Origin of the sequence: Rhodanobacter denitrificans, from assembly GCF_000230695.2 — a bacterium.
Lineage (GTDB): Bacteria > Pseudomonadota > Gammaproteobacteria > Xanthomonadales > Rhodanobacteraceae > Rhodanobacter > Rhodanobacter denitrificans.
On record NC_020541.1, the window covers coordinates 696069 to 720328 of the forward strand.

Sequence of the window (24260 nt, forward strand, 5' to 3'; positions counted from 1 at the left end):
TTTTCAATGAGGAAACGGAGGGTTCCGGCCGCCGGTTTCCGGTAGGGAGCGGGCGCGTTACGCCGTCAGCAGATCCTCGTGGAACGCGCCGAACGGTTCCGTCGGGTGTGCGATCTGGATTTCCAGTATCCACAAACCGCCCGATGGCGATGCTTCCAGGTCGCCGAGATCGCCGCCCTGGTGGATCGCGTGCGGGAAGTCACCGACGCGGTGGCCCTTGATCGCGTGGTTGAGCCGCCAGCCCATCGCCTCGGCGCGTTCGCCGGCAAACGCATACAGCGCGTGGCCGCTCAGCTCTTGCGAGCGCCATGCCGTGGCCACTTCGCCGAACAGCGCACGCGCCGCCTCCGCGCAGGCCTGCCGCCCGGGAGCGTGGCCGACTATGAAGGTGTCGCCCACGTCGCCCTCGTGGCCGTCGAAGACCAGGCCGAGGTCGATGAAGTAGCTGTCGTTCTCGCCCAGCCGCACACCGGGGTCGGACGCCTGCCGGTAGGTTTTCACGGTGTTGGCGCCGATGCGGATGATCACCGGATGCCACAGCCGCTCGCAGCCCAGCGCGCCGAGCACCTCGCGCGCGGCAGCTTTCGCCTCGATCTCGCTGATGCCCGGATGCATGCGCGCGCGGATGCCGTGCAGCGCGGCCCAGCTCTTCTCGCGGGCGCGCTGCATCAGGGCGGGGTCGAAGCGTGCGCCGACGATTTCGCGCGGAAGGGAAGTCATCGGCCGGCGAGCCGTCAGGCGAGGTGGATCAGCACCAGGGCGATCGCCGCGGGCAGGGCCTGGAACAGCAGGATCTTCCGTGCCGCGGTCAGTCCGCCGTAGATGCCGGCGAGCAGCACGCAGCCGAGGAAGAACAGCTTGACGCTGAAGCCGGCGCCGCCGTTGCCGAGCAGCAGTCCCCACACCAGGCCGGCGGCGAGGAAGCCGTTGTACAGGCCCTGGTTCGCGGCCAGCGCCTTCGACTGTTCGGCGAACTCCGCCGTGGTGCCGAACGCGCGGCGGCCGGAGGGCCGCGTCCACAGGAACATCTCCAGGATCAGGAACCAGACGTGCAGCAGCGCGATCAGGCCGATCACGAGGTTGGCGGCGACGGACATGCGGTCTCCAGTGTGGTCGAGGCACGCGCCAGCGTAGCGCAGCTCGGAGCCGGTTCCCTATCTCCACGGGTCACGCGGAGACAGGGAGGGCTCAAGCAGCCTTGAACGTCACCACCAGCACGTCGCGGTGGGCCGGCCGGGTGGGGTCGAGCGGCGTGACCGGGGTGACCCCGTGGAATACGCGGCGGTCGTCCACCAGCGCCGCGTCGAAGGCGTGGGCGAGGGTGAAGCTGCCCAGCTCGCGGCCGTCCGACGCGTGGATGGTGGTGGTGCCGCGCTCGATGTTCTCGCGCTCGATCAGCAGCACCAGCACGTAGTCGACGCCGTCGCGGTGCACGCCTTCGGGGGTGGGCTCGCCGGCCTCGCCGGCACGCGCCTCGATGCGGAACTGGTGCACCTCGACGTGCCAGCGGAGCACGGCCGGCGCCAGCGCGCCGAAGCAGTCGCGGCAGAAGCCGAGGATGCGGCGCAGGCTGGCGCCGTCGGCGAACGCCGGCAGCACCGGTTCGAACCAGCGCTGGATGTCGCCCTGCAGCGGGTTGTACTTGAGGCTCTGGTAGTGCGGCTGATGCGCTTCGCGCCGGATGCCGCCGTCGGCATCGGCGGAGAACGTGGCATGCCGGCGCCGCCGGTGGCGGCCGCTGGCGGCGAGATAGGTGTCCGGCGCCAGCTCGTTCCAGCTGGCGGCGAACGCAGGCCAGTCGGTCAGGGCCTGCGCTTGCAGCAGGTCGCGCATGATGTCGGCGGTGACGAAGGCAAAGCCGTCGCGCTGCAGCCGGGTGTGCAGCGCGGACGTGTCGGGGTGGGGAGTCATCTGATCACGTTAGCAGGACGCGCATGAAGCGGCGATGGCTGCGTGCTTGCAGGATTCGCTTGTGTGGGAGGCGTTCGGGTGCAACAACAGCACGCGTAGGTTGGGGTGAGCGCAGCGAACCCCAACGACCCACCCGTGAAGGTACGCGTTGGGGTTCGCTGCGCTCACCCCAACCTACGGCGCTGGAAACGCCCGCGCCAGCCAGTCCGGCACGGGGATGCCTTTCCCGCGCAGGAAGGCCGGGTTGAACAGCTTCGCCTGGTAGCGCGTGCCGGCGTCGGCGAGCACGGTGACGATGGTGTGGCCGGGGCCGAGTTCGCGCGCCAGGCGGATCGCGCCGGCCAGGTTGACGCCGCTGGAGCCGCCGGTGCACCAGCCTTCCTCGGCCAGCAGGCGGTGCAGCAGCGGCACCGATTCGTCGTCCGGGATCGACCAGGCCAGGTCGATCGGCGCGCTGTCGAAGTTCGCGGTGACCCGGCTGGAGCCGATGCCCTCGCTGATCGAGTTGCCGCTGGCGATGAGCTCGCCGGTGTTGACGTAGCTGGCCAGTGCCGAGCCGGCCGGGTCGGCCAGCGCGATGCGCACGCGTGGGTTACGCGCCTTCAGCGCGCGGCCCACGCCGGCCAGGGTGCCGCCGGTGCCGGCGGCGCAGACGAAGCCGTCGACGCGGCCGCCAGCGCCCTGCCAGATCTCCACCCCGGTGGTGGCCTCGTGCCAGTCGCGGTTGGCGGTGTTGTCGAACTGGTTGGCGAACCACGCGCTGCCCGGGTCGGCCGCATTCGCCGCCTCGGCATGGGCGCGGGCCTGGTGCGCGTAGTGGTTCGGGTCCTTGTACGGCACCGCGGGCACCAGCCGCACCTCGGCGCCGGCGATGCGCAGCGCGTCGATCTTCTCGCGGCTTTGCGTCTCCGGCATGAAGATCACCGTGCGATAGCCGCGGCTGGCGCCGAGCAGGGCCAGCCCGATCCCGGTATTGCCGGCGGTGCCCTCGACGATGCTGCCGCCGGGGCGGATCCGGCCGCGCCGCTCGGCATCCAGCAGCAGGCCCAGCGCGGTGCGGTCCTTGATCGAGCCGCCGGGGTTGAGGAACTCGGCCTTGCCCAGGATCTCGCAGCCGGTCAGGGCGGAAGCGTGGCGCAGGCGCAGCAGCGGGGTGTGGCCGATGGCGGCGGAGAGGTCGGGCTGGATGCTCATGGATGAAGGTTTGGCGGAGGAGTGCCGATTCTGCTCCCTTCCTGCCGCATCCCAAAGGGATTTCCTTGGGTCTCAGGGTCGCCGCGGCGGATGACACGATCGAATAAACATATATACGCCTAGACGTTTAGACGTCTATTGACACGGCCACGTGAAGCCATCACTATCCGTCCCACTCATCGAGACCGGCTGAGGGACAGGCCCTTTGAAGCCGGGGCAACCTGCGGAGCGTTTCCGCCACGGTGCCAACTCCTGCGGAGGTGCTTCGGCATCCACCGGAAGATGGGCGTCATCCGGCTCGCGGCGGTCTGCCGCCGAATCCGCGGTTGGCGACCTCTCCGGTACTTCGCAGGGCGATGCCGACCGGAGAGAGTTCCATGACGTTCCTGCCCGAAACCCGCCGTACCGAAGCCAGCCAGGCCGCCTTTCCCGTTCTTCCCGAGCCGCGCGTGCGGCTGACCGCCCAGCGCAGCACGCGCCGGCTGCGGCTCAGCCCGAAGTACGGCAGCGGTCCGCGCGAGGTCGAGGTGAGCTACCTGTGGTGCGGCGCGGCGGGTGCGCCCACCGTGATCGTGCAGGGCGGCATCTCGGCCGACCGCGACGTCACCGCGCTGGACGGCGATGCCGCGCCGGGCTGGTGGCAGGCGCTGGTCGGCAGCGGCGCGGCGGTCGACCTGGAGCGCTGGCGCGTGCTGGCGATCGACTGGCTGACCCCCGACCAGCTCGGCGCCGGCTCGGTCTCCAGCGAGGACCAGGCCGACGCGCTGGCCGCGCTGCTGCGCGAGCTGGGCATCGCGCAGGCACACGCTTTCATCGGTTCGTCCTATGGCGCGATGGTGGCGCTGGCGTTCGCGGCGCGGCATCCGCGCAGCGTCGAGCGCCTGCTGCTGCTGGCCGGCGCGCACCGGCCGCACCCGCTCAGCACCGCGCAGCGCAGCGTGCAGCGCGGCATCGTGCGGCTGGGCCAGGCCAGCGGCCAGGCCGACGAGGCGTTGGCATTGGCGCGCCAGCTGGCGATCACCACCTATCGCGGCAGCGCCGAGTTCGGCCGGCGTTTCGCCGGCGGCCCGGAGTGGCGCGAGGAGCGTTTCCATTTCCCGGTCGAGGACTATCTGGCACACCAGGGCCGCCGCTTCGTCGAACGCTTCGACGCGGACCGCTTCCTCGCCCTGTCCGAGTCGATCGACCTGCACGACATCAAGCCCGAGCAGATTCCCACCCCGGCCACGCTGATCGGTTTCCCCTCCGACCGGCTGGTGCCGCTGGCCGACCTGTGCGAGCTGCAGCGCCGCCTGCATGGGCCAGCCACGCTGGAAGTGGTCGAGTCGCCGTACGGCCACGACGCCTTCCTGAAAGAACCCGAACAGCTCGCGCCGCTGCTGCGCGAAGCGCTGGCCTGATTCCCCGTCCCCGCACAACAAGCACCGGAGATCTCCCGATGACCGAGCCCGCCCCCTGTACCCGCGCCGTGCGCGCCGGGATCGAGAGCGACACCCAGCACGGCGCCGTGGTGCCCGCGCTGCACCTGTCGACCAACTACAGCTTCGCCGGCTTCGGCCGCAAGCGCGCGTACGACTACTCGCGCAGCGGCAACCCGACCCGCGACCTGCTCGGCGACGCACTGGCGGAACTGGAGCAGGGCGCCGGCGCGGTGGTGACCTCCAGCGGCATGTCGGCGGTAGCGCTGGCGCTGGAACTGGTGCCGGCCGGGGCCACCGTGCTGGCCGCGCACGACTGCTACGGCGGCACCTGGCGGCTGCTCGATGCGTGGGCGAAGAAGGGCCGCTTCCAGGTCGAGTTCGCCGACCTCACCGACAGCGTGGCGCTGGCTGCCGGCCTGGCGCGCAAGCCGGCGCTGGTGTGGGTGGAGACGCCGTCGAACCCGCTGCTGCGGATCACCGACATCCGCCATGTGGCGCAGGCCGCGCACGCGGTGGGCGCCTTGATGGTGGTCGACAACACCTTCCTGTCGCCGGCGCTGCAGCAGCCGTTGCTGCTCGGCGCCGACGTGGTGGTGCACTCCACCACCAAGTACATCAACGGCCACAGCGACGTGGTCGGCGGCGCGGCGGTGGCGCGCGACGCGGCGGTAGCCGAGCAGCTGAAGTGGTGGGCCAACTGCAACGGCCTCACCGGCGCGCCGTTCGACAGCTACCTCACCCTGCGCGGCCTGCGCACGCTTGGCGTGCGCTTGCGCCAGCACCAGGAGAACGCTGCGCGCATCGCCGAACAGCTGGACGCGCACGCGGCCGTGCGCAAGGTGTATTACCCCGGCCTGGCCGCCCACCCCGGGCATGCGCTGGCGGCGCGCCAGCAACAGGGTTTCGGCGCCATGCTGAGCTTCGAACTGGACGGCGACGTGGCGCAGATCGAGGCGTTCGTCGACGGCCTCGAATACTTCTCGCTGGCCGAATCGCTGGGCGGGGTGGAAAGCCTGATCGCACACCCGGCCAGCATGACCCACGCGTCGATGGCGCCGGAGGCGCGCCGCACCGCCGGCATCGCCGACAGCCTGCTGCGCCTGTCGGTGGGCATCGAGGATGGCGACGACCTGCTGCGCGACCTCGACGCGGCGCTGGTCCGAGCAGTAGCTGTACAGACGTCCAAACGCCGGGTGCTCGCATGAGTGCGGTACTGGCCGAACGCGCGGCGAGCGCCAGGAGCGAAGCGTCCTCCGCCATCGCGATCGTGCTGCTCGGCACCGGGGTGGTCGGCGGCGCGCTGCTGAAGCTGCTCAACACCTCCGCCGCGGGTTCGCTGCGACTGGTCGGCGCGGCGAACTCGCGCCGCCAGCAGACCGATCCGCTCAGCCTGGCCCAGCGCAACCTGCGCGAACAGCTGAACCAGCACGGTGCGCCGCGCGACAACGCCAGCCTGCTCGCGGCGCTGGACGGCAGCGCCGCGGCGGCGAAGGTGATCATCGACGCCACCGCCAGCACGGTGCTGGCGGCGCGTCATGCGGAGTGGCTGGCGCGCGGCTACCACGTGGTCACCGCGAACAAGGCGCTGGCCGGCGGCGAGTTGTCCGGCTGGCGTGCGCTGCAGGCGGCGCTGGCGAATGGCGGCTGCTACGGCGACTCGGCCACGGTCGGCGCCGGCCTGCCGGTGCTGTCCACCTTGCGCCGGCTGCGCCGCTGCGGCGACGGCCTGCTCACGCTCGAAGGCGTATTCTCCGGTTCGCTGTCGTGGCTGTTCAACCAGTACGACGGCAGCCGGCCGTTCTCCGAACTGCTGCGCGAGGCACGCCAGCTCGGTTACACCGAGCCCGATCCGCGCTCGGACCTGTCCGGCGAGGACGTGGCGCGCAAGCTGCTGATCATCGCGCGCAACGCCGGTTTCGCGCTGGGCACCGACGAGGTGCAGGTGGATGGCCTGGTGCCCGAGGCGCTGCGCGGGCTGGGCACCGAAGCGTTCCTGGCGCGGCTGGAGGAGCTCGACGCGCCGCTGGCCGCGCGCCATGCCGCCGCCAGCTCGCGCGGCTGCGTGCTGCGTTTCCTGGCGCGCCTCAACCAGCGCGGGCATGCCCGCGTCGGGCTGGCCGAAGTGCCGCTCACCCATCCCGCTGCGCGGCTGTACGGCACCGACAACCAGTTCGCGCTCACCACCACCCGTTACCACGCCCAGCCGCTGGTGATCCAGGGGCCGGGCGCGGGACCGGAGGTGACCGCGCAGGCGCTGCTGGGGGACGTGCTGGCGCTGGCCTGAGCGCTGCTCGATTCCCGTAGGTTGGGGTGAGCGCAGCGAACCCCAACACATCGCGGCGACGTTAAGCGTTGGGGTTCGCTGCGCTCACCCCAACCTACGCGTGTCCGCTCAAGCGGAGGGTTCGGCGATCGCCTCGACCTGGATGCGCAGCGTCACCGCCATGCTGAAGCCGTAGGGCTTGCCGGCGTCCATGCCGAACGCGTCGCGCTGGAACGTAGCCAGCGCATCGGCGCCGCACACTTCGCGTTTCAGCATCGGGTGCGGCACGCACTTGAAGCTGTCGATCTTCAGCGTCAGCGGACGGGTCACGCCGTGCAGGGTGAGCGTGCCGATCACACGGGTCGGCTTGCCGCCGACGAAATTGGCGAGCCGGCCCTTGTAGACGGCCTGCGGGTACTTCGCGGTGTCGAACAGCTCTGCACCCTGTGCCTTTTCATTGAGCTGGTCCTGGCCGAAGTCAGCGCTCTTCATGTCCACCACGACCTCGACCGTACCGCTGCCGGCCGTCTTGTCCAGCGTTGCCGTGCCGCGGCTGTGGTTGAACTTGCCGCGCCACACCGACAGCCCGCCGAAATGGTCGGCCTCGAAGCTGGGGTAGGTGTGGTCCGGGTCCAGCTGGTACTTCACCTCGGCGGCGTTGGCGGCGGCCAGCGACAACAGGGCGAGCAGGCCGAAGGCGTGGATGGCGGTGCGGAACGTGGACGGCATGGGCGGTTTCCTTGGGTGGCGTGAGGGAGGTTGTGCGGGAGCGACGAACCAGGCGCCGCGATTTCGACAAGGCTACCTCGGGCGGTGGCAATGGTTCCGCGTTGCGCCGCCGGGCGGTTGCCGCCAATACTGCGGCGCATCCGGATTCCCGGACGCAGAGGAACACGACACGATGAATTTTCGTTCACCGGCCGCGCCGGCATGCCTGCCCGGCGGCCGCGCGGTCCACCCCCGCGAGCCTCGCGCATGAACATCCCGGCCAATCGCTGGTTCGCCCCCGGCGACCTCAACGGCTTCCTCGGCCTGGTGGTGGACAACCTGTCCATCATGGGCTTCCTCGCCGCGGCGCTGATCGGCCTGTTCGGCTTTCCCGCGGACATCGTGTTCCTGCGCATGTTCCCCGGCACTGCGCTGGGCGTGCTGCTGGGCAACCTGGCCTATACCGCGATGGCGCGCCGGCTGGCCCGGCGCCGTGGCAGCAACACGGTTACCGCCATGCCGCTGGGGCTGGATGCGCCGACCAGCATCGGCATGGCGCTGCTGGTGCTCGGCCCGGCCTTCCTCGGCTTCGGGCAGGGCGGCATGGACGCACACGCCGCGGCGATCGCCACCTGGCAGCTGGGCATGGCCTCGCTGGTGGTGATGGGCGTGCTGAAGTTCGTGCTGTCGTTCTTCGGCGCGATGGTGCAGCGACACGTGCCGCGCGCCGGCCTGCTCGGTTCGATCGCCGGCATCGCGCTGGTGCTGATGGGCTTCCTGCCGCTGGTGGAAATCCTGAAGCTGCCGGTGGTCGGCTTTGCCGGTCTCGGCGTGGTGCTGTACGCACTGGTGGCGCACGGGCGGATGCCGTTCGGACTGCCGGGCGTGCTGGTGGCGTTCGTGCTCGGCGCACTGCTGTACTACGGGCTGGGCCCGCTGGGCTGGCTGGGCGCGGGCTACCACGCGCCGGCGGCGTGGCAATGGCGTTTCGCGTTGCCGTGGCCGACCCTGCAGTGGGTGCAGGGGCTTGCGTACATCGTGCCGTACCTGCCGCTGATCCTGCCGTTCGGCCTGCTGATGGTGGTCGGCGGCATCAACGTCACCGAGAGCGCACGCGCCGCCGGCGACGACTACTCCACCCGCGACATCCTGCTGGTCGAGGCGCTGGCCACGCTGGCGGCCGGCTTCTGCGGCGGCGTGGCGCAGACCACGCCGTACATCGGCCAGCCGTCGTACAAGGCGATGGGCGCGCGCAGCGGCTACACCCTGCTCACCGGCATCGTGATCGGGTTGGGCGGCGTGTTCGGCTATCTGTCGAACCTGGTCGAGTTGGTGCCGCTGCCGGTGCTGGCGCCGATCCTGGTGTTCGTGGCGATCGGTATCACCGTGCAGGCGTTCGAGGCGACGCCGATGCGCTACGCGGCGGCGGTGGTGTTCAGCTTTTTTCCGGCGATCGCGCGGATGCTCACGATCAAGCTGAGCGACCCGGCCTACGTCTCGCCCGAACACTTCGCGCAGCTGTTCAACGACGGCACGCACGGCATCTCCGAGCTGGCGGTGATCACCGTGCTGGGCAACGGCTTCATCATCACCGCGATGGTCTGGGCCAGCTTCGTGGTGGCGCTGATCGACCGGCGCCCGTTGCGCGCCGCGCTGATCCTGCTGCTCGGCGGGGCGCTGAGCCTGTTCGGGGTGATCCACTCGGTGGAACTGTCCGGTGGCATCTACCTGCCGTGGCTGCTCGATGCGGCCTCGCGCAGCATCGTGTGGCAGTTCGCCGGAGCCTACGCGGTGCTGGCGATCGTGCTGGTGTTGCTGTCACTGGGCGGCCGCGGGCGGGCGGCCGTTCGCTGAAAACAAAAACGCGCGGCTGGTCGCCGCGCGTTCGGGTCGAGCGGATGGCCGGGCTCAGCGCCCGGTGATGCGCTCCGCGGTCGCTTCATCCGGCGGTACCAGCGGCGCGTTTGGGTCCACCTTCGCCTCCAGTTCCGCCGCTTCCACCGACGGCGTGCGCCAGCCGGACTTCACGCCCCACAGGTAGAACACCAGGCCGATCGCCGCGACCACGGCCAGATCCCAGCCGTAGGACAGGTAGCCCTGGCCGCCGAAGGTGGTGCTGCCGGCCCAGGAGACGAAGGCAAGTACCGGCAAGTAACACACCAGCCACCACGCGCCACGAAGGTGATGCTTGAAACTATCCATCGCCGAGGCATCGCTGCGCATGCGAAAGACCGGTATCACAACAGCGAACATTACCCACGAATAAGCCAGCCCGGCGAGGAACAGGGGAGTGGCAATGGGTGAATCGGATGAATAGAGATAGAAAGCACCTGCAAGCATGCTCAGCAAAACAGCAGGCGCGATGCTGCTCACCAGCAGAATCATTCTTTCCAATGGCTTGAAGAAGTCATCGGCCATTGTCTGAAAATAAAAATACACCGGCAGCGCGACCACCATCAGCAGGATGATTTCGCCGGTCAGCGGCCACTTGGCCCAGTACAGCAACTCGGTGGACATGATGAAGGCGATCCCGGCCAGCACCGACAGGCCGCCCAGCCGCAGCGGACGGTGCAGCCCCGGCGCGGTGCGCCGCAGCGTCATCACGCTGACCGGGCCGGTAAGGTAGGAAATGATCGTGGCGACCGAGATCACCGCCGCCAGCGAACCCCAGCCGCGGAAGAAGAACAGGAACAGGAACGACACCGCCAGGTTCACCCACATCGCCGGGCGCGGAATGCCCCACTTCGGGTGCACGCGGCCGAGGATCTTCGGCAGCGTGCCGTTGCGCTCCATGCCGTAAAGCATCCGCGCGGTGGTGGCGGTATAGGTCATGCCGGTGCCGCTGGGGCTGATCACCGCATCGATGAACAGCAGCGTGGCCAGCCACTGCAGGCCCAGGATGATCGCCAGGTCGGCGAACGGCGAGCTGAAGTTGATCCCGTGCCAGCCGACGTTGGCCAGCATTTCCCGCGGCACCGCGCCAATGAACGCCACCTGCAGCAACACGTAGACCACCGTGGCCAGCAAGATCGAGCAGACGATCGCGAACGGGATGCTCTTGCCCGGGTTGCGCGCTTCGCCGGCCAGGTTCACCGGGCTCTGGAATCCGTTGAAGCTGAACACGATCCCGGCGATCGCCACGGCCGTGAGGATCGAGGGGAAGTCGGTCTTGTGCAGTTCACCGTGGATGCCGACGCTGAAATTCTCGGCATGGAAACCGCTGGCGATCAGCAGCACCGCGGTGAGCGCGGGGATGATCAGCTTGAACAGGGTGATCGCGGTGTTCGAGCGCGCGAACAGCTTGACGCTCCAGAAGTTGAACAGGAAATACATCACCACCAGCACCGCGGCGATCAGCAGGCCGTTGGTGCTCAGCTCGCCGTGCCCGCCGGGCATCTGGCGATACAGGTCCTTCGCCCACTGCCACTTCCACGACGACATGTACTGCGCCGAGGCCTCGGCTTCCACCGAGATCACCGAGACGATCGCGATCCAGTTCGCCCATGCCGCGATGAAGCCGACCAGCGAGCCGTGCGAGTAGTGACCGTAGCGCACCATGCCGCCGGACTCGGGAAACATCGCCCCCAGTTCGGCATAGGTCAGCGCCACCGTCATGATGATCGCCGCGCCGATCACCCACGCCCAGATCGCCCCCGGGCCGGCGATCTGCGCGGCGCGCCACGCGCCGAACAACCAGCCGGAACCGATGATCGAGCCCAGGCCGGTGAGCATCAGGGCGAACGGGCCGACGTCGCGGCGGATCTGGCTGGCTTGGGACATGGAATCTCCTGCGGAGGCGTCGGAGGCGCGAAAAGAGGGTGATGGTTGCAGAATTCGCTGCTCTATGTCACCCCGCAAAGGTCATGCGGGCTATCGAGGGCTCCGGGTTTTCCCTCTGCTGCAGGCGACGCAGGAAGCCTTTGCTCCTCCCCCTGCTTGCAGGGGGAGGCTGGGAGGGGGTGGGCTTTTCGCCCTGCTGCTTCAAGATCAAGAGCGACCCCTCCCCAACCCTCCCCTGCAAGCAGGGGAGGGAGCAACTTCCCCGGGAGTGCGCCGTCAGAGGGCCAGGCCACCTTGCGACTGCGCCGTCGGCGCGGCCCGTGCACGCGAGAACGCCAGCAGCTCGCCCAGCCGGGCGCCCTTTTCCCGCCAGTCGTAAAATAGCGATTCGCCGACCAGCGCGTAGTGCCACACGCGGCCGCCGCGCTGCTCCGCGTCCAGCGCGTTGATCCGCTCGCACCAGGTGGTGGCTGCCTTCAGCTTGCGCTGCACGTTCGGGTGCCCGACCTGCTGCTGCGCCTTGGTCTCCACCAGATAGATGGCGTCATTCGTGCGCACCAGGAAATCCGGGATGTAGAACGCGGGCAGGCCGTCGTCCTTGATGTAGCGCAGCCGCGCGAAGTCGTGGCGGTTCTCGCTGATCTTGCAGAACGCCTCGATGCCGGCGTCCGCCTGCGCCCACTCGATGAAGGCGCGCTCCAACCCGCCGCTGCGGGTCGGGTACGGCAGGCGCGTGTAGATGCACTTGGACACCTCCAGCGAAGCGCTTTCGCGCACCATCAGCTTCGTCACTTCCGAAAGACGGCGATGGTGCACCTCGGTGCTGCCGCGCACGGTGTGCTCCTCGGCGCGCACCAGCGCCAGGGCGAAGATCTTCACGATGTGGTCGAGCACCGGCTGCAGCAGCAATAGCCGCCAGCCCTCGCCCTCGAACGGCTCGAAGACTTCGCCGAACAGTCGCTCGCGGATGTAGTCGTCCAGCGCCGTGGCCAGCGCCGCGGTGTTCATTTGCAGATAGGGGCGGTCCAGGTGCGGGGAAACCTTGTTGCCCTTCGGCAGCGGGTGGCTCAGCGCCTGGCTCACCCGCCGGGTCAGCCTGGAGAGCAGCTCGTTGTAGCCGCTGACGTCCATCGCCACGCCGTCGACGCGGTAGTCGCCGAACAGCGTGCTGCTCTGCAGGTCCTGCGAGGTGAAGGTGTCGCCCTTGCCCAGCAGCTCGGCCAGCTTCGCGCGGCTCATCGCGCTGAAGCTCGGCAGTGCGGCGACGTCGATCGGCAGGTGTTCGACGCTGTCGTCCGCCTCGCGCAGGATGAACGGGATGGCGAAGTCATACTGCTCGTAGCCTTCGCGCAGCTCGGCGGCGACCAGGTCGCCGATGCTGCTGCCCTCGTCGTCGTCGCCGGTGCTGCCGACCAGGCCTTCGCGCATCAGCTCGTCGTAGAAGCTCTGGAACGCCGGGTGCTCGACGATGGAGAGGATGTCGATCAGCGAGCCCGGCTCCTCGCCGCGGTTGATCCGCTCGCGGTTCTCGCGCTTGATGTCGGCGTACTCCGGGTCGCGCCACATCAGGCGCAGGCCGCGGCCGATGGTCTGCTCCAGCAGGATCTGCGCCTGGCTGGAACGCAGCGGCACGATCACGCAGATGTTGTTGACGTCGAAACCCTCGCGCAGCATCAGCACGCTGACGATCACCCGCGGCTGCGCGTGCCGGTCCACGTTGAACAGGCGCTGGCGCAGCGGCGCCCAGTCCTTCTCGCCCAGTTCGGCCTTCCTGCCGGAATCGACGGTGAGCACGTCGTCGTCATGCAGCCCTTCTTCGCACAGGAACCGTGCCACCAGCGGCGACACCGTGGTGTCCTCGCACACCACCAGCATCTTCGGGTGGCGGCCGGGATCGAGCCGGGCGAAATCCGCCTCCAGCTTGCGCAGCTTCTGCAGGCCGGCGCGCAGCATCACGCGCTGACCCTCGGCAAGCGCCACGTTGCCGTCGCCGTCGCGCTCGGCCTTGAACTCCAGCGGCAGCGCGCCGAGTTCCTTGCGCTTGTCCAGCACCAGCGACTTCACCAGGCCCAGCCGCATCGCCGCCTTCAGGTCGAAGTCCACCACGATGTGCGGGAAGTACAGCTTAGCCTTCTTCCTGCCGCTGCCGACGTCGTTGTACGGCGTGGCCGAGAAATCCATCTGCACGAAGCGGCGGCCCTTGCCCGCGGCGATGACCGACAGGCTCTTCTGCCATTCGACCTCGCTGGTCTCGCCGCCCGATTTCAATTCATGGATGTGGTGCGCCTCGTCGTTGAACACCATCAGGTCGGGCAGGTCGGCGAGATAGCTCAGCACGTTGCCACGCGCCCAGCGCCGGTCCAGCACATCGAGGCTGTTGCCGGTGGCGCGGCCCGGGGTCAGCGGCAGCACGTCGTAGGCCACGCGGGCGGCATCGGCGACCATGCCGGGCGTGTCGACCCATGCGGCTTCCTCCTGCTCCGCTTCCTCCTCGGCCTCGCTGAGCAGGTGCCAGTTGGTGATCGCGATCATGCCGTTGCCGGTGGCCTTCAGGCCGATCTCCTGCTTCTGGCACACGTTGCCGCGCACGAACTGCGCAATGCGCTCGCGCCGCGCCGGTGGGGTGAACAGCTCGGCGTAACTGGCGATGTCGGAGCTGGCGAAGTCGCGGCTCTTGTCCTCGTTCTCCTTGCCGAGGAACGCATCGAGCAGGCGCTCGTACACGATCAGCCCCGGCGCCACGATCAGGAAGCGGCGGGTGAAGCGCGGGTCGTCGCGCCCTTCGTCCAGCGCCGCGGTCTTGTTCAGCAGTTGCCACACCAGCAGCGCCTGCAGCACCCAGGTCTTGCCGGTACCGGTGGCCATCTTCAGGCAGTACTTCGGGTGGCCGTGCTTGTCTTGCGCCACGTCGGCGAGCCGCGTGCCTTCGAGCAGCGCGTCGGCGCACACCTGCTGGTACAGGTCCTTCAGGTTCGGACTGGCCAGCACTTCGTGCGCCACGATCACGTTGAGGATCGCCTGCTTCTGGCCGGGGTGGAAATTGAACGTGCGCGACTGGCACGCGTCCTCCCCGAACCACCAGCGCAGCAGCGCGGCGGTCACCGGCGTCACCAGCTCGTAGAGGTCGGCGATGCCCTGTTCCAGGCCGATGCACAGTTGCTCGGTGCGGCGGGTGAGCGCGGCCGCCAGCGCCAGCGGTTGAATCGGGTCAGCCATGATCTGACTCCTTGTGCTTGCGAGCCATAAACATTTTGTTTATGGTTGGTGAGCAAATATCGACCGTGCCGACAGGAGTCACCGGGTGATAAGGAGCTTCGCTGACAAGGAAACCGCGCGACTGTCCGCGACCGGAACAAGCCGGCGGTTTCCGCCGGACATCGTGCGGTGGGCGCTGAGTCGTCTGAAATATTTGCATCTCGCCACCTGCCCCGAAGATCTGCGCGAGCCGTTTTCCAATCGCCTGGAAATGTTGAGCGGCAATCGCGCAGGTCAATGGAGTATCCGCATCAACGATCAGTGGCGGCTGTGCTTCCGTTTCGAGGGCGGCGATGCCTTCGACGTCGAGATCGTCGACTACCATTGAGGAATCAGAACCATGTCCATCCCCGCCACCACGAACGGCCTGCCGCCCATTCATCCGGGGGAGCTCCTGGAAGAAATCCTGTCCGACCACGGCATGAGCCAGGCGGCATTTGCCCGGGCGATCGGCGTTTCGCCGATGCGTATTTCGCATGTCATCCGCGAGGAGCGCCCCGTCACGGCCGAACTTGCCCTGCGCTTTGGCCGCGCCTTCGGCCAGAGCCCGCAGTTCTGGATGAACATGCAGACCGACTACGACCTCAAGATCGCCGAGCGTGAACTGAAGGCGAGTTTGCGGAAAGTTCTGCCATTGGCGGCCTGAGTGCTTTTTGCCGTCATTCCCGCGGCTCTCAACAGCCGAATGGCTGGTCAAGCGGGAATCCAGTGACACCCAGCGGCCCAAGACGCTGGATTCCCGCCTTCGCGGGAATGACGAGGATTGGGGCGTCCCGCGGGTAATCACTTCCCACCCTCCGTCACCACCTGCACCACTTCGGCCTCGAAGCCGAACACGTCGACCACGCGCACGCAGACGCGCCGTTCTCCCTTCTTGTGCGGCACGCTGAAGCTCGCGGCGGTCACCACACGCAGCGGGTCGTCGTCGTTGGCGGTGTTGCCGCGATAGTCCTGCCACACCGAACGGAACACCGCGCCGTCGTAGTCCGGGTCCACCGCCCAGTACTCGATCAGCGCCAACGGTTCGGCGTTGGCCACCTTGAGCAGCTTCTTCCGGTTGTCCTCGTCCAGGTTGATCGCCTCGGGCGAGAGCAGCACGTAGTTGTCCAGCGTGACCTGCAACTGCTCCTCGTCGCCACTGCGCTGGCGGCGCACCGGTTTGATGGTGAGGTACTGCAGGCTGGAGAAACGCACCTGGCCGCGCAGCTTCTCGATGCCGCCCTTCTTGCGCAGGCGGTCGAGCAGGTCGGGCGGGATCACCAGCACTTCCAGCCGCGGGTCGTTCAGCGCGGTGATGCTCTGCCCGATCGACGGCTCGAAATTCCAGCCCAGCACCACCACCCGGTCCCAGCCGCCGAGCAGGTGCTCGCGCTGGGCGATCGCCTTGCGCAAGGTGGCGTCGCCGGTGAGCTTGTTCGGCGAATCCACCAGCACCAGGGTCTTCTTGCCGCCGTAGACCACCGCGCCGAGATTGCGCAGCGGGTTGTCCTCCGGCTGCAGCGGCAGCGCGCCGTACAGCGACAGCACGATCCCCGACAGGTCGCCCACGCGGAAGCTGCGTCCCAGCGAACTCTTCGCCGCCTCGACCTGGTAGTCGCCGATGGCCTGGTACAGGAACGGCTTGGCGCCCTGGTCGATCAACCGCTTGCGCATGATCATGCAGGCCGGCTTGCCGAGGTCGGTGGTGATCCAGCGGCGGCCGAGTTTTTCGGCAACGGCGGCGGTGGTGCCGGAGCCGCCGTTGAAGTCGGCTACCAAACCGCCTTCAGGGGAGGATGCATCTATGATGCGTTCGAGCAGTCTCTCAGGCTTTTGCGTTGCGTAATCGAGCCGCTCCTTCGCCATTACATTGATGTCCGGCAATTGCCAGACAGATGTACAAGCTTTTCCCTTCGAGTCTGCCAGGTACTGTTTTCGGATGTCGGCTCCTACGCCTTGAAGTCTGTAGGGCCCCTTTCCGTCACCATCATTGTTCGTGAAGCGTTCGGCGATGTAATCATCCGTGTAGGGTTCGTAGATCTTGTTGAAGTAAGGGTCCGGTCCCTTGTAGTAGTACAGGATGGTGTCGTGGGAATGAATCCAGTTGTTGGCAGCAGCCTTTCCCCCCGATGGATTTCCTCGATCCCAAATCACTTCACGCCGAAAGTTGTCTTTGCCAAAAATTTCGTCCAGTACGATCTTGACGTAATGGCCCACATGCCAATCCAGATGTACATAGATCGAGCCGGTGTCGGCGAGTAGCTCCCGCATCAGGATCAGCCGCGGTGTGATCATCGCCAGATACGACGCCGTGCCGTCCGACCAGGTATCGGAATACGCGAACTGCTCGATCACCGTCGGCTTCTGCTCCAGCTCGACGCCAGGCAGCGACACCTTGGTGCGGTAGTCGGCCTTGGAGTCGAACGGCGGGTCGATGTAGATCAGGTCGACCTTGCCGCGCAGGCTGGGCGTGTGTTCGTCGCCGGCCAGCAGGGCGGCCATTGCCAGCAGGTTGTCGCCGTAGATCAGCCGGTTGGTCCAGTCGGCCGTGCCTTCGTCGCCCAGGTGCGCCTGCCGGTTCGCCGCGGTGATCCAGTCGCTGTCGCGCGTGTCCTTCGACGGCAGCACCCACTCGCGCGTCTGCAGGCTGACCCGGTGGCGTCCTTCCAGGCTCTCCAGGATCTTCTCGGCCTGCTTGCGGCCTTCCCTGATGATCTCCGGCAGCTGTTCCAGCAGTGAATTGGTCACGCGGCCGTTCCCCATGCATTAACTACAAACGTTAATCATAGTGAACTCTATACGTGAACCGATAGATCGGACGGCCGCTAAGTTGCCAAGGGATGAGCAATGAACGCGCCGAATTCTCGAAACGCCTGGCTGCCGCGATGCTCGCGCAGGGCCATGAGCCGCGCCCGGGGGTGCTGGTCACGCAGTTCAACTTGCGCTTTCCGGGCACCTCGGTGGTGTTCCAGACGGCTTCGCGCTGGTTGAACGGCAAGGGGATTCCCGAGCAGGACAAGCTGGTCGTGCTGGCCGACTGGCTGAAGGAAAGCCCGGATTTCCTGCGGTTCGGCGATCGGGCCGTGCACGGAAAGCGTGGCGCCAGACAGGTGAAGGAAGAGGCGCCGACCTACGACGACCAGAAGGTCTTCGATATCTACCGGGCACTGCCGGCTGCGCAGCAGAAGGTCGTGTGCGACGTGATCCTTGCCTTGGCGGCACCGCCTTCGAGACGGTCGACCTCAATCAAGCGCCGCGCTGGCGCGTAAGCGGATAGCCGCCGATAGCCGAGTGGCCTCAAGTCGTGTAGGGCGGACACTGTCCGCCGCTCTGGATTCACAAAGCAAGAGCCGGCGGGCCGTGCCCGTCCTACGAAGCGTCGCTCACCGGCAGGGCTTCAGCACTCGATCACGTTGACCGCCAGCCCGCCGCGGCTGGTTTCCTTGTACTTGTCCTTCATGTCGCGGCCGGTGTCGCGCATGGTCTTGATCACCTTGTCGAGGCTGACGCGGTGCTTGCCGTCGCTCTTCAATGCCATGCGGCTGGCGTTGATGGCTTTCACCGAGCCCATCGCGTTGCGTTCGATGCAGGGGATCTGCACCAGCCCGCCGATCGGGTCGCAGGTGAGGCCGAGGTTGTGTTCCATGCCGATCTCGGCGGCGTTCTCGACCTGCATCACGTTGCCGCCGAGCGCGGCGGTGAGGCCGCCGGCGGCCATCGAGCAGGCCACCCCGACTTCGCCCTGGCAGCCCACTTCGGCACCGGAGATCGAGGCGTTTTCCTTGTACAGGATGCCGATCGCGGCGGCGGTGAGCAGGTAGTCGATGATGCCGTTCTCGTCCGCCTTCGGGCAGAAGCGCAGGTAGTAGTGGCCGACCGCGGGCACGATGCCGGCGGCGCCGTTGGTCGGTGCGGTGACCACGCGGCCGGCGGCGGCGTTCTCCTCGTTGACGGCCAGCGCGTACAGGTTGACCCAGTCCAGGATGGTCAGCGGGTCCTTCAGCGCGGCCTCGGGCTGGTTGCGCAGTTCCTCGGCCATCGCCGGCGCGCGCCGCGCCACGTGCAGGCCGCCAGGCAGGGTGCCGGGCGAGCGCAGGCCGCGGGTGACGCAATCCTGCATGGCCTGCCAGATGGTCAGCAGGCCGGCGCGGGTTTCCGCCTCGGAGCGCCACACGCTCTCGTTCGCCATCATCAGCTGGGCGATGGTCAGGCCGTGCTGCTTGCACAGCGCCAGCATCTCGTCGCCGCTGCTGAACGGGTAGGGCTGCGCGGTGGTGTCGGCGACGATGCGGTCTTCCGCCGCCTCGTCGGTGTTGACCACGAAGCCGCCGCCGACCGAGTAGTAGTCGCGGCTGGCCAGCTCGCTACCGTCGGCGTCGTACGCGGAAAAACGCATGCCGTTGGTGTGGAACGGCAGCTTCTGGCGCTTGTTGAAGACCAGGTCGGCCTTCTCGTCGAACGCGATCTCGCGCTTGCCGAGCAGGCGGATGCGGCCCGTGCCGCGGATGCGCTCGAGCGTGGCGGGGATCGCGTCAGGATCGACCGTGTCCGGGTGCTGGCCCTCGAAGCCGAGCAGCACCGCCTTGTCGGTGCCGTGGCCGCGGCCGGTCATCGCCAGCGAGCCGTACAGTTCGGCGTGCACGCGCACGACGCGGTCGAGCACGCCCTTCTCCTCCAGCCAGTGTTCGGCGAAGCGCGCGGCGGCGCGCATCGGCCCCACCGTGTGCGAGGAGGACGGCCCGATGCCGATCTTGAACAGGTCGAATACGCTGACGGCCATGATGTGCTGCGAATGGGGAAGGGAAGCCGCTATTCTACGCGGGCCCCCTTCATTTGGCAGTCCGTTCGCCACCGCATGTCCGACCTGATCCTGTACCAGCGCGACTACTGCCATCTGTGCGACCTCGCCCTGGCCGTGATGGCCGAGGCACGCGCGCCGGATTTCGACAGCGCATGGGTCGATGATTCGCCCGAGCTGGAGCAGCGTTACGGCACGCGCGTGCCGGTGCTGCGCGATGCGCGCGACGGCCGCGAGCTGGACTGGCCGTTCGACGCGGCGGCGGTGCGTGCGTTCCTCGCGAGGTGAGCTCCCTCCCCTGCGCAGCAGGGGAGGGCCGGGGTGGGGTTCGCTCTTGATCTTGATTGAAGGTCAAAAGCCTTACCCCCTCCTAGCCTCCCCCTGCGAGCAGGGGGAGGGACATGGAGCTATGCGCGGCGCGACTTCAACCGCCTGAGGATTTCCTCGCGCGCTTCGCGCAGGATCGAGTCGCGGTCGAGGCTGGCCACGACGTCGGCGACGGCGCGCTTGGCGCCGGCCTCGCCCCAGGATTTGCCGGCGACCAGATAGCGTTCGGCGGCGCGGCCGATCAGCACGGTGGCGTACCAGCCGAGCGCACCCTGCGCCGCGGCGGTGAGCACGACCGAGAGGCCGGCGCTGACGCCTTTCAGTGCCGAGGCGACCAGTTGCATGCCCCAGATCGCGCCCATCAGCGCGGCCAGCTGCGCCGAGATCACCGCGACCAGCCGACCGGATTCGGCGCGGGTCAGCGGCAGGCCGTAGACGCGCGACAGCTGCACCACCATCGCTGCGTCCAGCCCCGCGGCGGCGAGCAGGTCGGCGACCGGGATCGGGTTCAGCGCCACCGCCACGCCCTTGGCGATGCAGTAGTTGTGGATCAGCTTCGCCGCCACGCTCTTGCGGGTTTCGGCGATGCGCGCGCTGACCTGGTCGGTGAGCCGGCCGGCATGGAGGCCGGCATTGATCGCCGACAGCGTCTTGCCTTCGCGTTGCGCGATCGCCAGCAGGCGTTCGCGCAGGGCGGCGACGTCGGGCGCGCGCGCTTGTTCGCGCACGTGTTCGTGGCCGTGCGCATCGACCTCGACCAGCCGTTGCGGCGCGGGCCGCGCGGCCACCGCCAGCACGTCTTCCGCGCGCACCAGCCCGGCCACGCGCTGGCGCAGGTGCGCCAGCAGGTCGGCCAGCTCGTCGGCGCCGTAGCGGTCGGCCTTGTTCAGCGCCAGCAGTAGCGGGCGCTGGGTGGCGGCGAGCGTCTTCAATGCGTCGAGTTCCTCGCGGGTGAGGTCGCCGTCGCCGACGAACACCACCAGGTCACTGACCTCGGCGACGTCGAACGCCAGCTTCTCGCGTGCCTCGCCGTCGAGCTCGTTGATGCCGGGCGTGTCGATCAGCACCAGGCCGTCGTGCTGCGCCTCGTCGAGCACCGCGTGGTCGGCGTCGGTGGTGGTGCCGTGCAGGACGCCCACCGTGAATGCGTCGCGGCCGAGCAGGGCATTGCCCAGCGCCGACTTGCCGGTGGAGACGCGGCCGAACACGGCCACGTGCAGCTCGCCGCGCTCGAGCCGGTCCAGCATGGCCTCGATGCGCGCGAACTCGCCGGCCAGCTCGCTGCGCACCGCGGCCGGGATGGTCGGGTCGTCCAGTAGCGCGCGCAGGCTGTCGGCCACCCGGGTCGAGCCGCTGGGCTCATCTCGCGGCGGCGTGGCCATGCGGCGGTCGGGAACGACCCAGCCGCGCAGGCGTTGCCACAGCGTTTCGCGCGCCATCGCGGCGGCGTTACTTCGGTGCCAGCTGCAGGTGCGCGGTGACCTTCACGTCGCCGCCGATCACCGAGGTGTCGGCGTAGTCGCCGGTGCCCACGCCGAAGTCCAGCCGTTTCACCGTGCCGGCCACGTCCAGCGTGGCGCCGGCGGCCTGCGGCTTGAACGTCACCTCGAGGCTCACCGGCTTGGTCACGCCGCGCAAGGTGAGCGTGCCGTCGGCGATCACCTTGCCGCCGCTGCGGCGGAAGCCGGTGGTGACGAAGTGCGCCTTGGGGAATTTCGCCACGTCGAAGAAATCCGCGCCGGGCAGCGCGCCGTCGCGGTCGCGGTCGCCGGTCTTCACGCTGGCCAAGTCCACTTCCACGTCGAACTTCGAGGTGGCGAGATTGGCCGCGTCGTAGCTGATCGCGGCGGTCCAGCGGTCGAAGCGGCCGTCGAACGATTCGCCCTGGAAGGTGTTGCTGAAGCCGAGCGTGCTGGATGCCGGCTGCACGGTGTAATCGGTGGCCGCGGCGAGGCCGGGCAGGGCGAGCGCCAGCAGGATGGCGAGACGTTTCATGAGGGATCTCCTTCGGAAGGGCCGCGTTCGCGCAGGCGGCCGAACGGCAGCATCCGGCGCAGCACGTTGTCGTGGTCGAACACATGGTGCCTCAGCGCACCGCCGACGTGCGCCACCAGCACCAGGATGAGGAACCAGAACAGGTACTCGTGCACGCCGTGCGTGAGATGGCGCAGCTCGTCGTTCTTCCCGACCAGCGCGGGCAGGTTGAACAGCTTGAACCACTGCAGCGGCTTGCCGGTGACCGAGTTGAACCACCAGCCGCTGAGCGGCAGCAGCACGATCAGCACGTACAGCACGCCGTGCGCGGCACGCGCCGCGAGTTGCTGCCAGCGCGGCATGGGCGCCTCGGGCGGGCGGCGGTCGGCCCAGCGCCACGCGATGCGCAGCAGTGCCAGCGCCAGCACGGTCAGGCCGATCGACTTGTGCAGGGCCAGCCAGTTGATCTTCTGCATCGGCGAGCGAGCCAGGTCCATCAGCAGGCCGAACAGGCCGTTGCCGAGGATGCCCAGCGCGATGATCCAGTGGAAGAACTTGGCGACCGAACCCCACTGGCGGTCGTTGCTGCGCAGGCTCATGGCGTTTCCTTGCGTGGTGGAACGGCGTGGTCGTCGCGGATCGCTTCCAGCTCCAGCCACACGCTGACGCTGGCGCCGATCGAGTTGGGGTTGGCGGTGATGCCGAAGTCGTTGCGGTCCAGGCTGGCAGTGGCCGAGAAGCCGGCTACTTCGTGCAGCTCGTAGATGGTCTTGGCGGCGCGGTTGAAGGTGAACGCCAGGTCCAGCGGACGGCTGACGCCGTGCAGGGTCAGTTGCCCGTGCAGCACGCCGTGCCGGTCGTCCCTGCGCTCCACGCCGGTGCTGCGGAAGTGCGCGTAACGATGGCTCGCGCAGTCGAGCAGGACCGGTTTGCACACGGCCTGGTTCCAGTCGGCGTCGCCCATGTCCAGGCTGGCCAGGTCGACGTCCAGCTCGGTGGCCGCCGTGCTCCAGTCGTCCGGGTCGAAACGCAGCCAGCCGCGCGCGATGTGCAGCCGTCCGAACGGCCGCGAGTAGCCGTTGTGGCTAATGCTGAAGACGACCTGGCTGTGCACCGTGTCGTAGCGCCAGCCGGTTTCGCCGGCATGCGCCGCCAGCGGCAGCAGGATCGCCGCAAGACACCACAGCCAGCGAATTGGGCACAGTCGCAACATGCGGTGAAGTCTGGCCGATCGGCGGCGTGGCTGCCAGCGCTGGCGGCTGAACAATGGGTTGCCGTGGGGGATCCAATGGGGAACGGTCGGTGGATGCACGCCTCGGCCTCTGCTTTCCTTTTGAGCAGGGGGCTTCAGCTCGCCGGGTACCTCCGCAGGGGCGCACCTTGTGCGCGATGCTGTTGCTCTTGGCGCATTCGAAGCGAATGGCATCGGAGGCAAGAGCTTTCGCCCTCCTTCGGAGGACGAAAGCTCTTGCTCCTGCGCACCACAACCGAAGGAACCCTGCGACAGGGTGCGCTCCTGCAAGCGTATTGAAGGTGGAAACTCCCCGCTTCAGAAGAGCCCCGCGGCCAAGTTCCGGCAACTGTCAGAACGTGCGCTGCACCGAATACTCGGCCAGGGTCGCCAGGGCATCGCGGTGGGCCGAGGGTGGCAGGGCGGTGAGCGCTTCGCTGGCGGCGCGGGCGTGCCGCAGGGCGCGGTCGCGGGTGCGTTCCAGCGCGCCGGAGTCGCGGATCGCGGCGACGATGCGGTCCAGCGAGTCCAGCCCGCCGTGTTCGATCGCGTGGCGCAGCGACTGCGCCTGTTCCGGGCTGGCCTTCTCCAGCGCGTAGATCAGCGGCAGGGTGGGCTTGCCTTCGGCGAGGTCGTCGCCGATGTTCTTGCCGAGCGTGCCGGCGTCGCTGGTGTAGTCGAGCAGGTCGTCGGCGATCTGGAACGCGTAGCCCAGCTGCATGCCGTACTCGCGCAGCGCGGCCACCCGGCTGGCGGGCAGGCCGCCGAGCAGGCCGCCCAGTTCGGTGGCGGCGGCGAACAGCACCGCGGTCTTGCGTTCGATCACCGCCAGATACGCCGCCTCGCCGACGTCGGCGTTGCCGATGTTGAGCAGCTGCAGCACCTCGCCCTCGGCGATGGTGTTGGTGGTGTCGGCCAGGATGCGCATGATGCGCATGTCGTCCAGTTCCACCATCAGCTGGAACGAGCGCGAGTAGAGGAAGTCGCCGACCAGCACGCTGGCGGCGTTGCCCCACAGCGCGTTGGCGGTCTTGCGGCCGCGGCGCAGGTCGGATTCGTCGACCACGTCGTCGTGCAGCAACGTCGAGGTGTGGATGAACTCGATGATCGCGGCCAGCTTGACGTGATGTTCGCCGCGGTAGCCGGCGGCACCGGCGGCCAGCACGTGCAGCATCGGGCGCAATCGCTTGCCGCCGCCGGCGATAATGTGGTCGGCGATCTGGTTGATCAGTACCACGTCGGAGGACAGCCGCCGGCGGATCAGCGCGTCGACGCGCTGCATGTCGGCGGCGGCAAGTTCGCGTACCTGGGCGAAGTCGGCGGGGCGGGTGGCGTCGGCAGGCATCGAGTTCATGGGTGCATCGCAGCGGCGTAGGGCGTGATTATAGGGGCTGCAGGAATTTGCGCCGCGACATGTCA

The 24260-nt window shown here is 68.1% G+C and carries 22 protein-coding genes and 1 riboswitch; of the genes, 8 read left to right on the forward strand and 14 right to left on the reverse strand.

Annotated elements, in window-relative coordinates:
* Nucleotides 1–57 precede the first annotated feature (57 nt).
* From R2APBS1_RS03040 to R2APBS1_RS03055, 4 genes are all read right to left on the reverse strand, one after another.
* Nucleotides 58–720 (reverse strand): M24 family metallopeptidase, encoded by a 663-nt coding sequence (locus R2APBS1_RS03040; protein ID WP_007510796.1) that lies wholly within the window; start codon nt 718–720, stop codon nt 58–60.
* Nucleotides 721–734: 14 nt separating this feature from the next.
* Entirely contained in the window at nt 735–1097 is a 363-nt protein-coding gene (locus R2APBS1_RS03045) for a DUF1304 domain-containing protein (RefSeq protein WP_007510794.1), read from the reverse strand.
* 91 nt (nt 1098–1188) lie between these two features.
* Nucleotides 1189–1911: a 2OG-Fe dioxygenase family protein gene (locus R2APBS1_RS03050; protein ID WP_015446834.1), complete on the reverse strand. Its 723-nt coding sequence runs from the start codon at nt 1909–1911 to the stop codon at nt 1189–1191.
* 174 nt (nt 1912–2085) lie between these two features.
* Nucleotides 2086–3105, reverse strand: coding sequence for a cysteine synthase A (locus R2APBS1_RS03055; protein ID WP_015446835.1), 1020 nt, complete (start codon nt 3103–3105; stop codon nt 2086–2088).
* Nucleotides 3106–3278: 173 nt separating this feature from the next.
* Nucleotides 3279–3394: riboswitch (SAM riboswitch) on the forward strand.
* A gap of 88 nt (nt 3395–3482) precedes the next feature.
* Between R2APBS1_RS03055 and metX the strand changes: the two genes are divergently transcribed.
* The 3 genes from metX to R2APBS1_RS03070 are packed head-to-tail and all read left to right on the forward strand — an operon-like array spanning nt 3483 to nt 6810.
* Nucleotides 3483–4505 (forward strand): homoserine O-succinyltransferase MetX, encoded by a 1023-nt coding sequence (gene metX / locus R2APBS1_RS03060; RefSeq protein ID WP_007510775.1) that lies wholly within the window; start codon nt 3483–3485, stop codon nt 4503–4505.
* A 38-nt stretch (nt 4506–4543) separates the two neighbouring features.
* Nucleotides 4544–5731, forward strand: coding sequence for a cystathionine gamma-synthase (metB, locus tag R2APBS1_RS03065; RefSeq protein ID WP_007510773.1), 1188 nt, complete (start codon nt 4544–4546; stop codon nt 5729–5731).
* Nucleotides 5728–6810, forward strand: a complete 1083-nt coding sequence (locus tag R2APBS1_RS03070; protein ID WP_015446836.1) for a homoserine dehydrogenase family protein — start codon at nt 5728–5730, stop codon at nt 6808–6810. The genes metB and R2APBS1_RS03070 overlap by 4 nt, the downstream gene beginning before the upstream one ends.
* Before the next feature lie 108 nt (nt 6811–6918).
* On the opposite strand, the gene R2APBS1_RS03075 is transcribed toward R2APBS1_RS03070, so the two are convergent.
* Complete coding sequence (locus tag R2APBS1_RS03075) at nt 6919–7518, reverse strand: YceI family protein (protein ID WP_015446837.1); 600 nt, start codon at nt 7516–7518, stop codon at nt 6919–6921.
* A gap of 246 nt (nt 7519–7764) precedes the next feature.
* Between R2APBS1_RS03075 and R2APBS1_RS03080 the strand changes: the two genes are divergently transcribed.
* Nucleotides 7765–9351, forward strand: coding sequence for a SulP family inorganic anion transporter (locus tag R2APBS1_RS03080; protein ID WP_015446838.1), 1587 nt, complete (start codon nt 7765–7767; stop codon nt 9349–9351).
* 54 nt (nt 9352–9405) lie between these two features.
* Here the strand turns inward: R2APBS1_RS03080 and R2APBS1_RS03085 are convergent, their stop codons facing one another.
* Together R2APBS1_RS03085 and R2APBS1_RS03090 are read right to left on the reverse strand one after the other, a co-directional pair.
* A complete protein-coding gene (locus R2APBS1_RS03085; protein ID WP_015446839.1) occupies nt 9406–11277 on the reverse strand; it encodes an APC family permease in 1872 nt (623 codons plus the stop codon).
* 276 nt (nt 11278–11553) lie between these two features.
* Nucleotides 11554–14493, reverse strand: a complete 2940-nt coding sequence (locus tag R2APBS1_RS03090) for a DEAD/DEAH box helicase (protein ID WP_015446840.1) — start codon at nt 14491–14493, stop codon at nt 11554–11556.
* An 85-nt stretch (nt 14494–14578) separates the two neighbouring features.
* On the opposite strand from R2APBS1_RS03090, the gene R2APBS1_RS03095 reads away from it, so the two are divergent.
* Nucleotides 14579–14860 carry a type II toxin-antitoxin system RelE/ParE family toxin gene (locus tag R2APBS1_RS03095; protein WP_007510748.1) on the forward strand — a complete coding sequence of 94 codons (282 nt, stop codon included), beginning with the start codon at nt 14579–14581 and terminating at the stop codon, nt 14858–14860.
* A 12-nt stretch (nt 14861–14872) separates the two neighbouring features.
* A complete protein-coding gene (locus tag R2APBS1_RS03100; RefSeq protein WP_007510746.1) occupies nt 14873–15178 on the forward strand; it encodes a HigA family addiction module antitoxin in 306 nt (101 codons plus the stop codon).
* Between the two features lie 137 nt (nt 15179–15315).
* Here the strand turns inward: R2APBS1_RS03100 and R2APBS1_RS03105 are convergent, their stop codons facing one another.
* Entirely contained in the window at nt 15316–17259 is a 1944-nt protein-coding gene (locus R2APBS1_RS03105) for a site-specific DNA-methyltransferase (RefSeq protein ID WP_041676852.1), read from the reverse strand.
* A gap of 92 nt (nt 17260–17351) precedes the next feature.
* On the opposite strand from R2APBS1_RS03105, the gene R2APBS1_RS03110 reads away from it, so the two are divergent.
* Nucleotides 17352–17780, forward strand: coding sequence for a hypothetical protein (locus R2APBS1_RS03110; RefSeq protein WP_015446842.1), 429 nt, complete (start codon nt 17352–17354; stop codon nt 17778–17780).
* 128 nt (nt 17781–17908) lie between these two features.
* On the opposite strand, the gene R2APBS1_RS03115 is transcribed toward R2APBS1_RS03110, so the two are convergent.
* Nucleotides 17909–19291: an L-serine ammonia-lyase gene (locus R2APBS1_RS03115; RefSeq protein WP_015446843.1), complete on the reverse strand. Its 1383-nt coding sequence runs from the start codon at nt 19289–19291 to the stop codon at nt 17909–17911.
* 75 nt (nt 19292–19366) lie between these two features.
* Between R2APBS1_RS03115 and R2APBS1_RS03120 the strand changes: the two genes are divergently transcribed.
* Entirely contained in the window at nt 19367–19597 is a 231-nt protein-coding gene (locus R2APBS1_RS03120) for a glutaredoxin family protein (protein WP_015446844.1), read from the forward strand.
* A gap of 119 nt (nt 19598–19716) precedes the next feature.
* Here the strand turns inward: R2APBS1_RS03120 and R2APBS1_RS03125 are convergent, their stop codons facing one another.
* From R2APBS1_RS03125 to R2APBS1_RS03145, 5 genes are all read right to left on the reverse strand, one after another.
* Nucleotides 19717–21075: a GTP-binding protein gene (locus R2APBS1_RS03125; protein WP_015446845.1), complete on the reverse strand. Its 1359-nt coding sequence runs from the start codon at nt 21073–21075 to the stop codon at nt 19717–19719.
* Between the two features lie 10 nt (nt 21076–21085).
* Nucleotides 21086–21631 carry a YceI family protein gene (locus R2APBS1_RS03130; protein ID WP_015446846.1) on the reverse strand — a complete coding sequence of 182 codons (546 nt, stop codon included), beginning with the start codon at nt 21629–21631 and terminating at the stop codon, nt 21086–21088.
* Nucleotides 21628–22209: a cytochrome b gene (locus tag R2APBS1_RS03135; RefSeq protein ID WP_015446847.1), complete on the reverse strand. Its 582-nt coding sequence runs from the start codon at nt 22207–22209 to the stop codon at nt 21628–21630. Before R2APBS1_RS03135 ends, R2APBS1_RS03130 begins: the two co-directional genes overlap by 4 nt.
* Nucleotides 22206–22823 (reverse strand): YceI family protein, encoded by a 618-nt coding sequence (locus tag R2APBS1_RS03140; protein WP_015446848.1) that lies wholly within the window; start codon nt 22821–22823, stop codon nt 22206–22208. The genes R2APBS1_RS03135 and R2APBS1_RS03140 overlap by 4 nt, the downstream gene beginning before the upstream one ends.
* A 370-nt stretch (nt 22824–23193) precedes the next feature.
* Complete coding sequence (locus tag R2APBS1_RS03145; RefSeq protein ID WP_015446849.1) at nt 23194–24195, reverse strand: polyprenyl synthetase family protein; 1002 nt, start codon at nt 24193–24195, stop codon at nt 23194–23196.
* Nucleotides 24196–24260 lie beyond the last annotated feature (65 nt).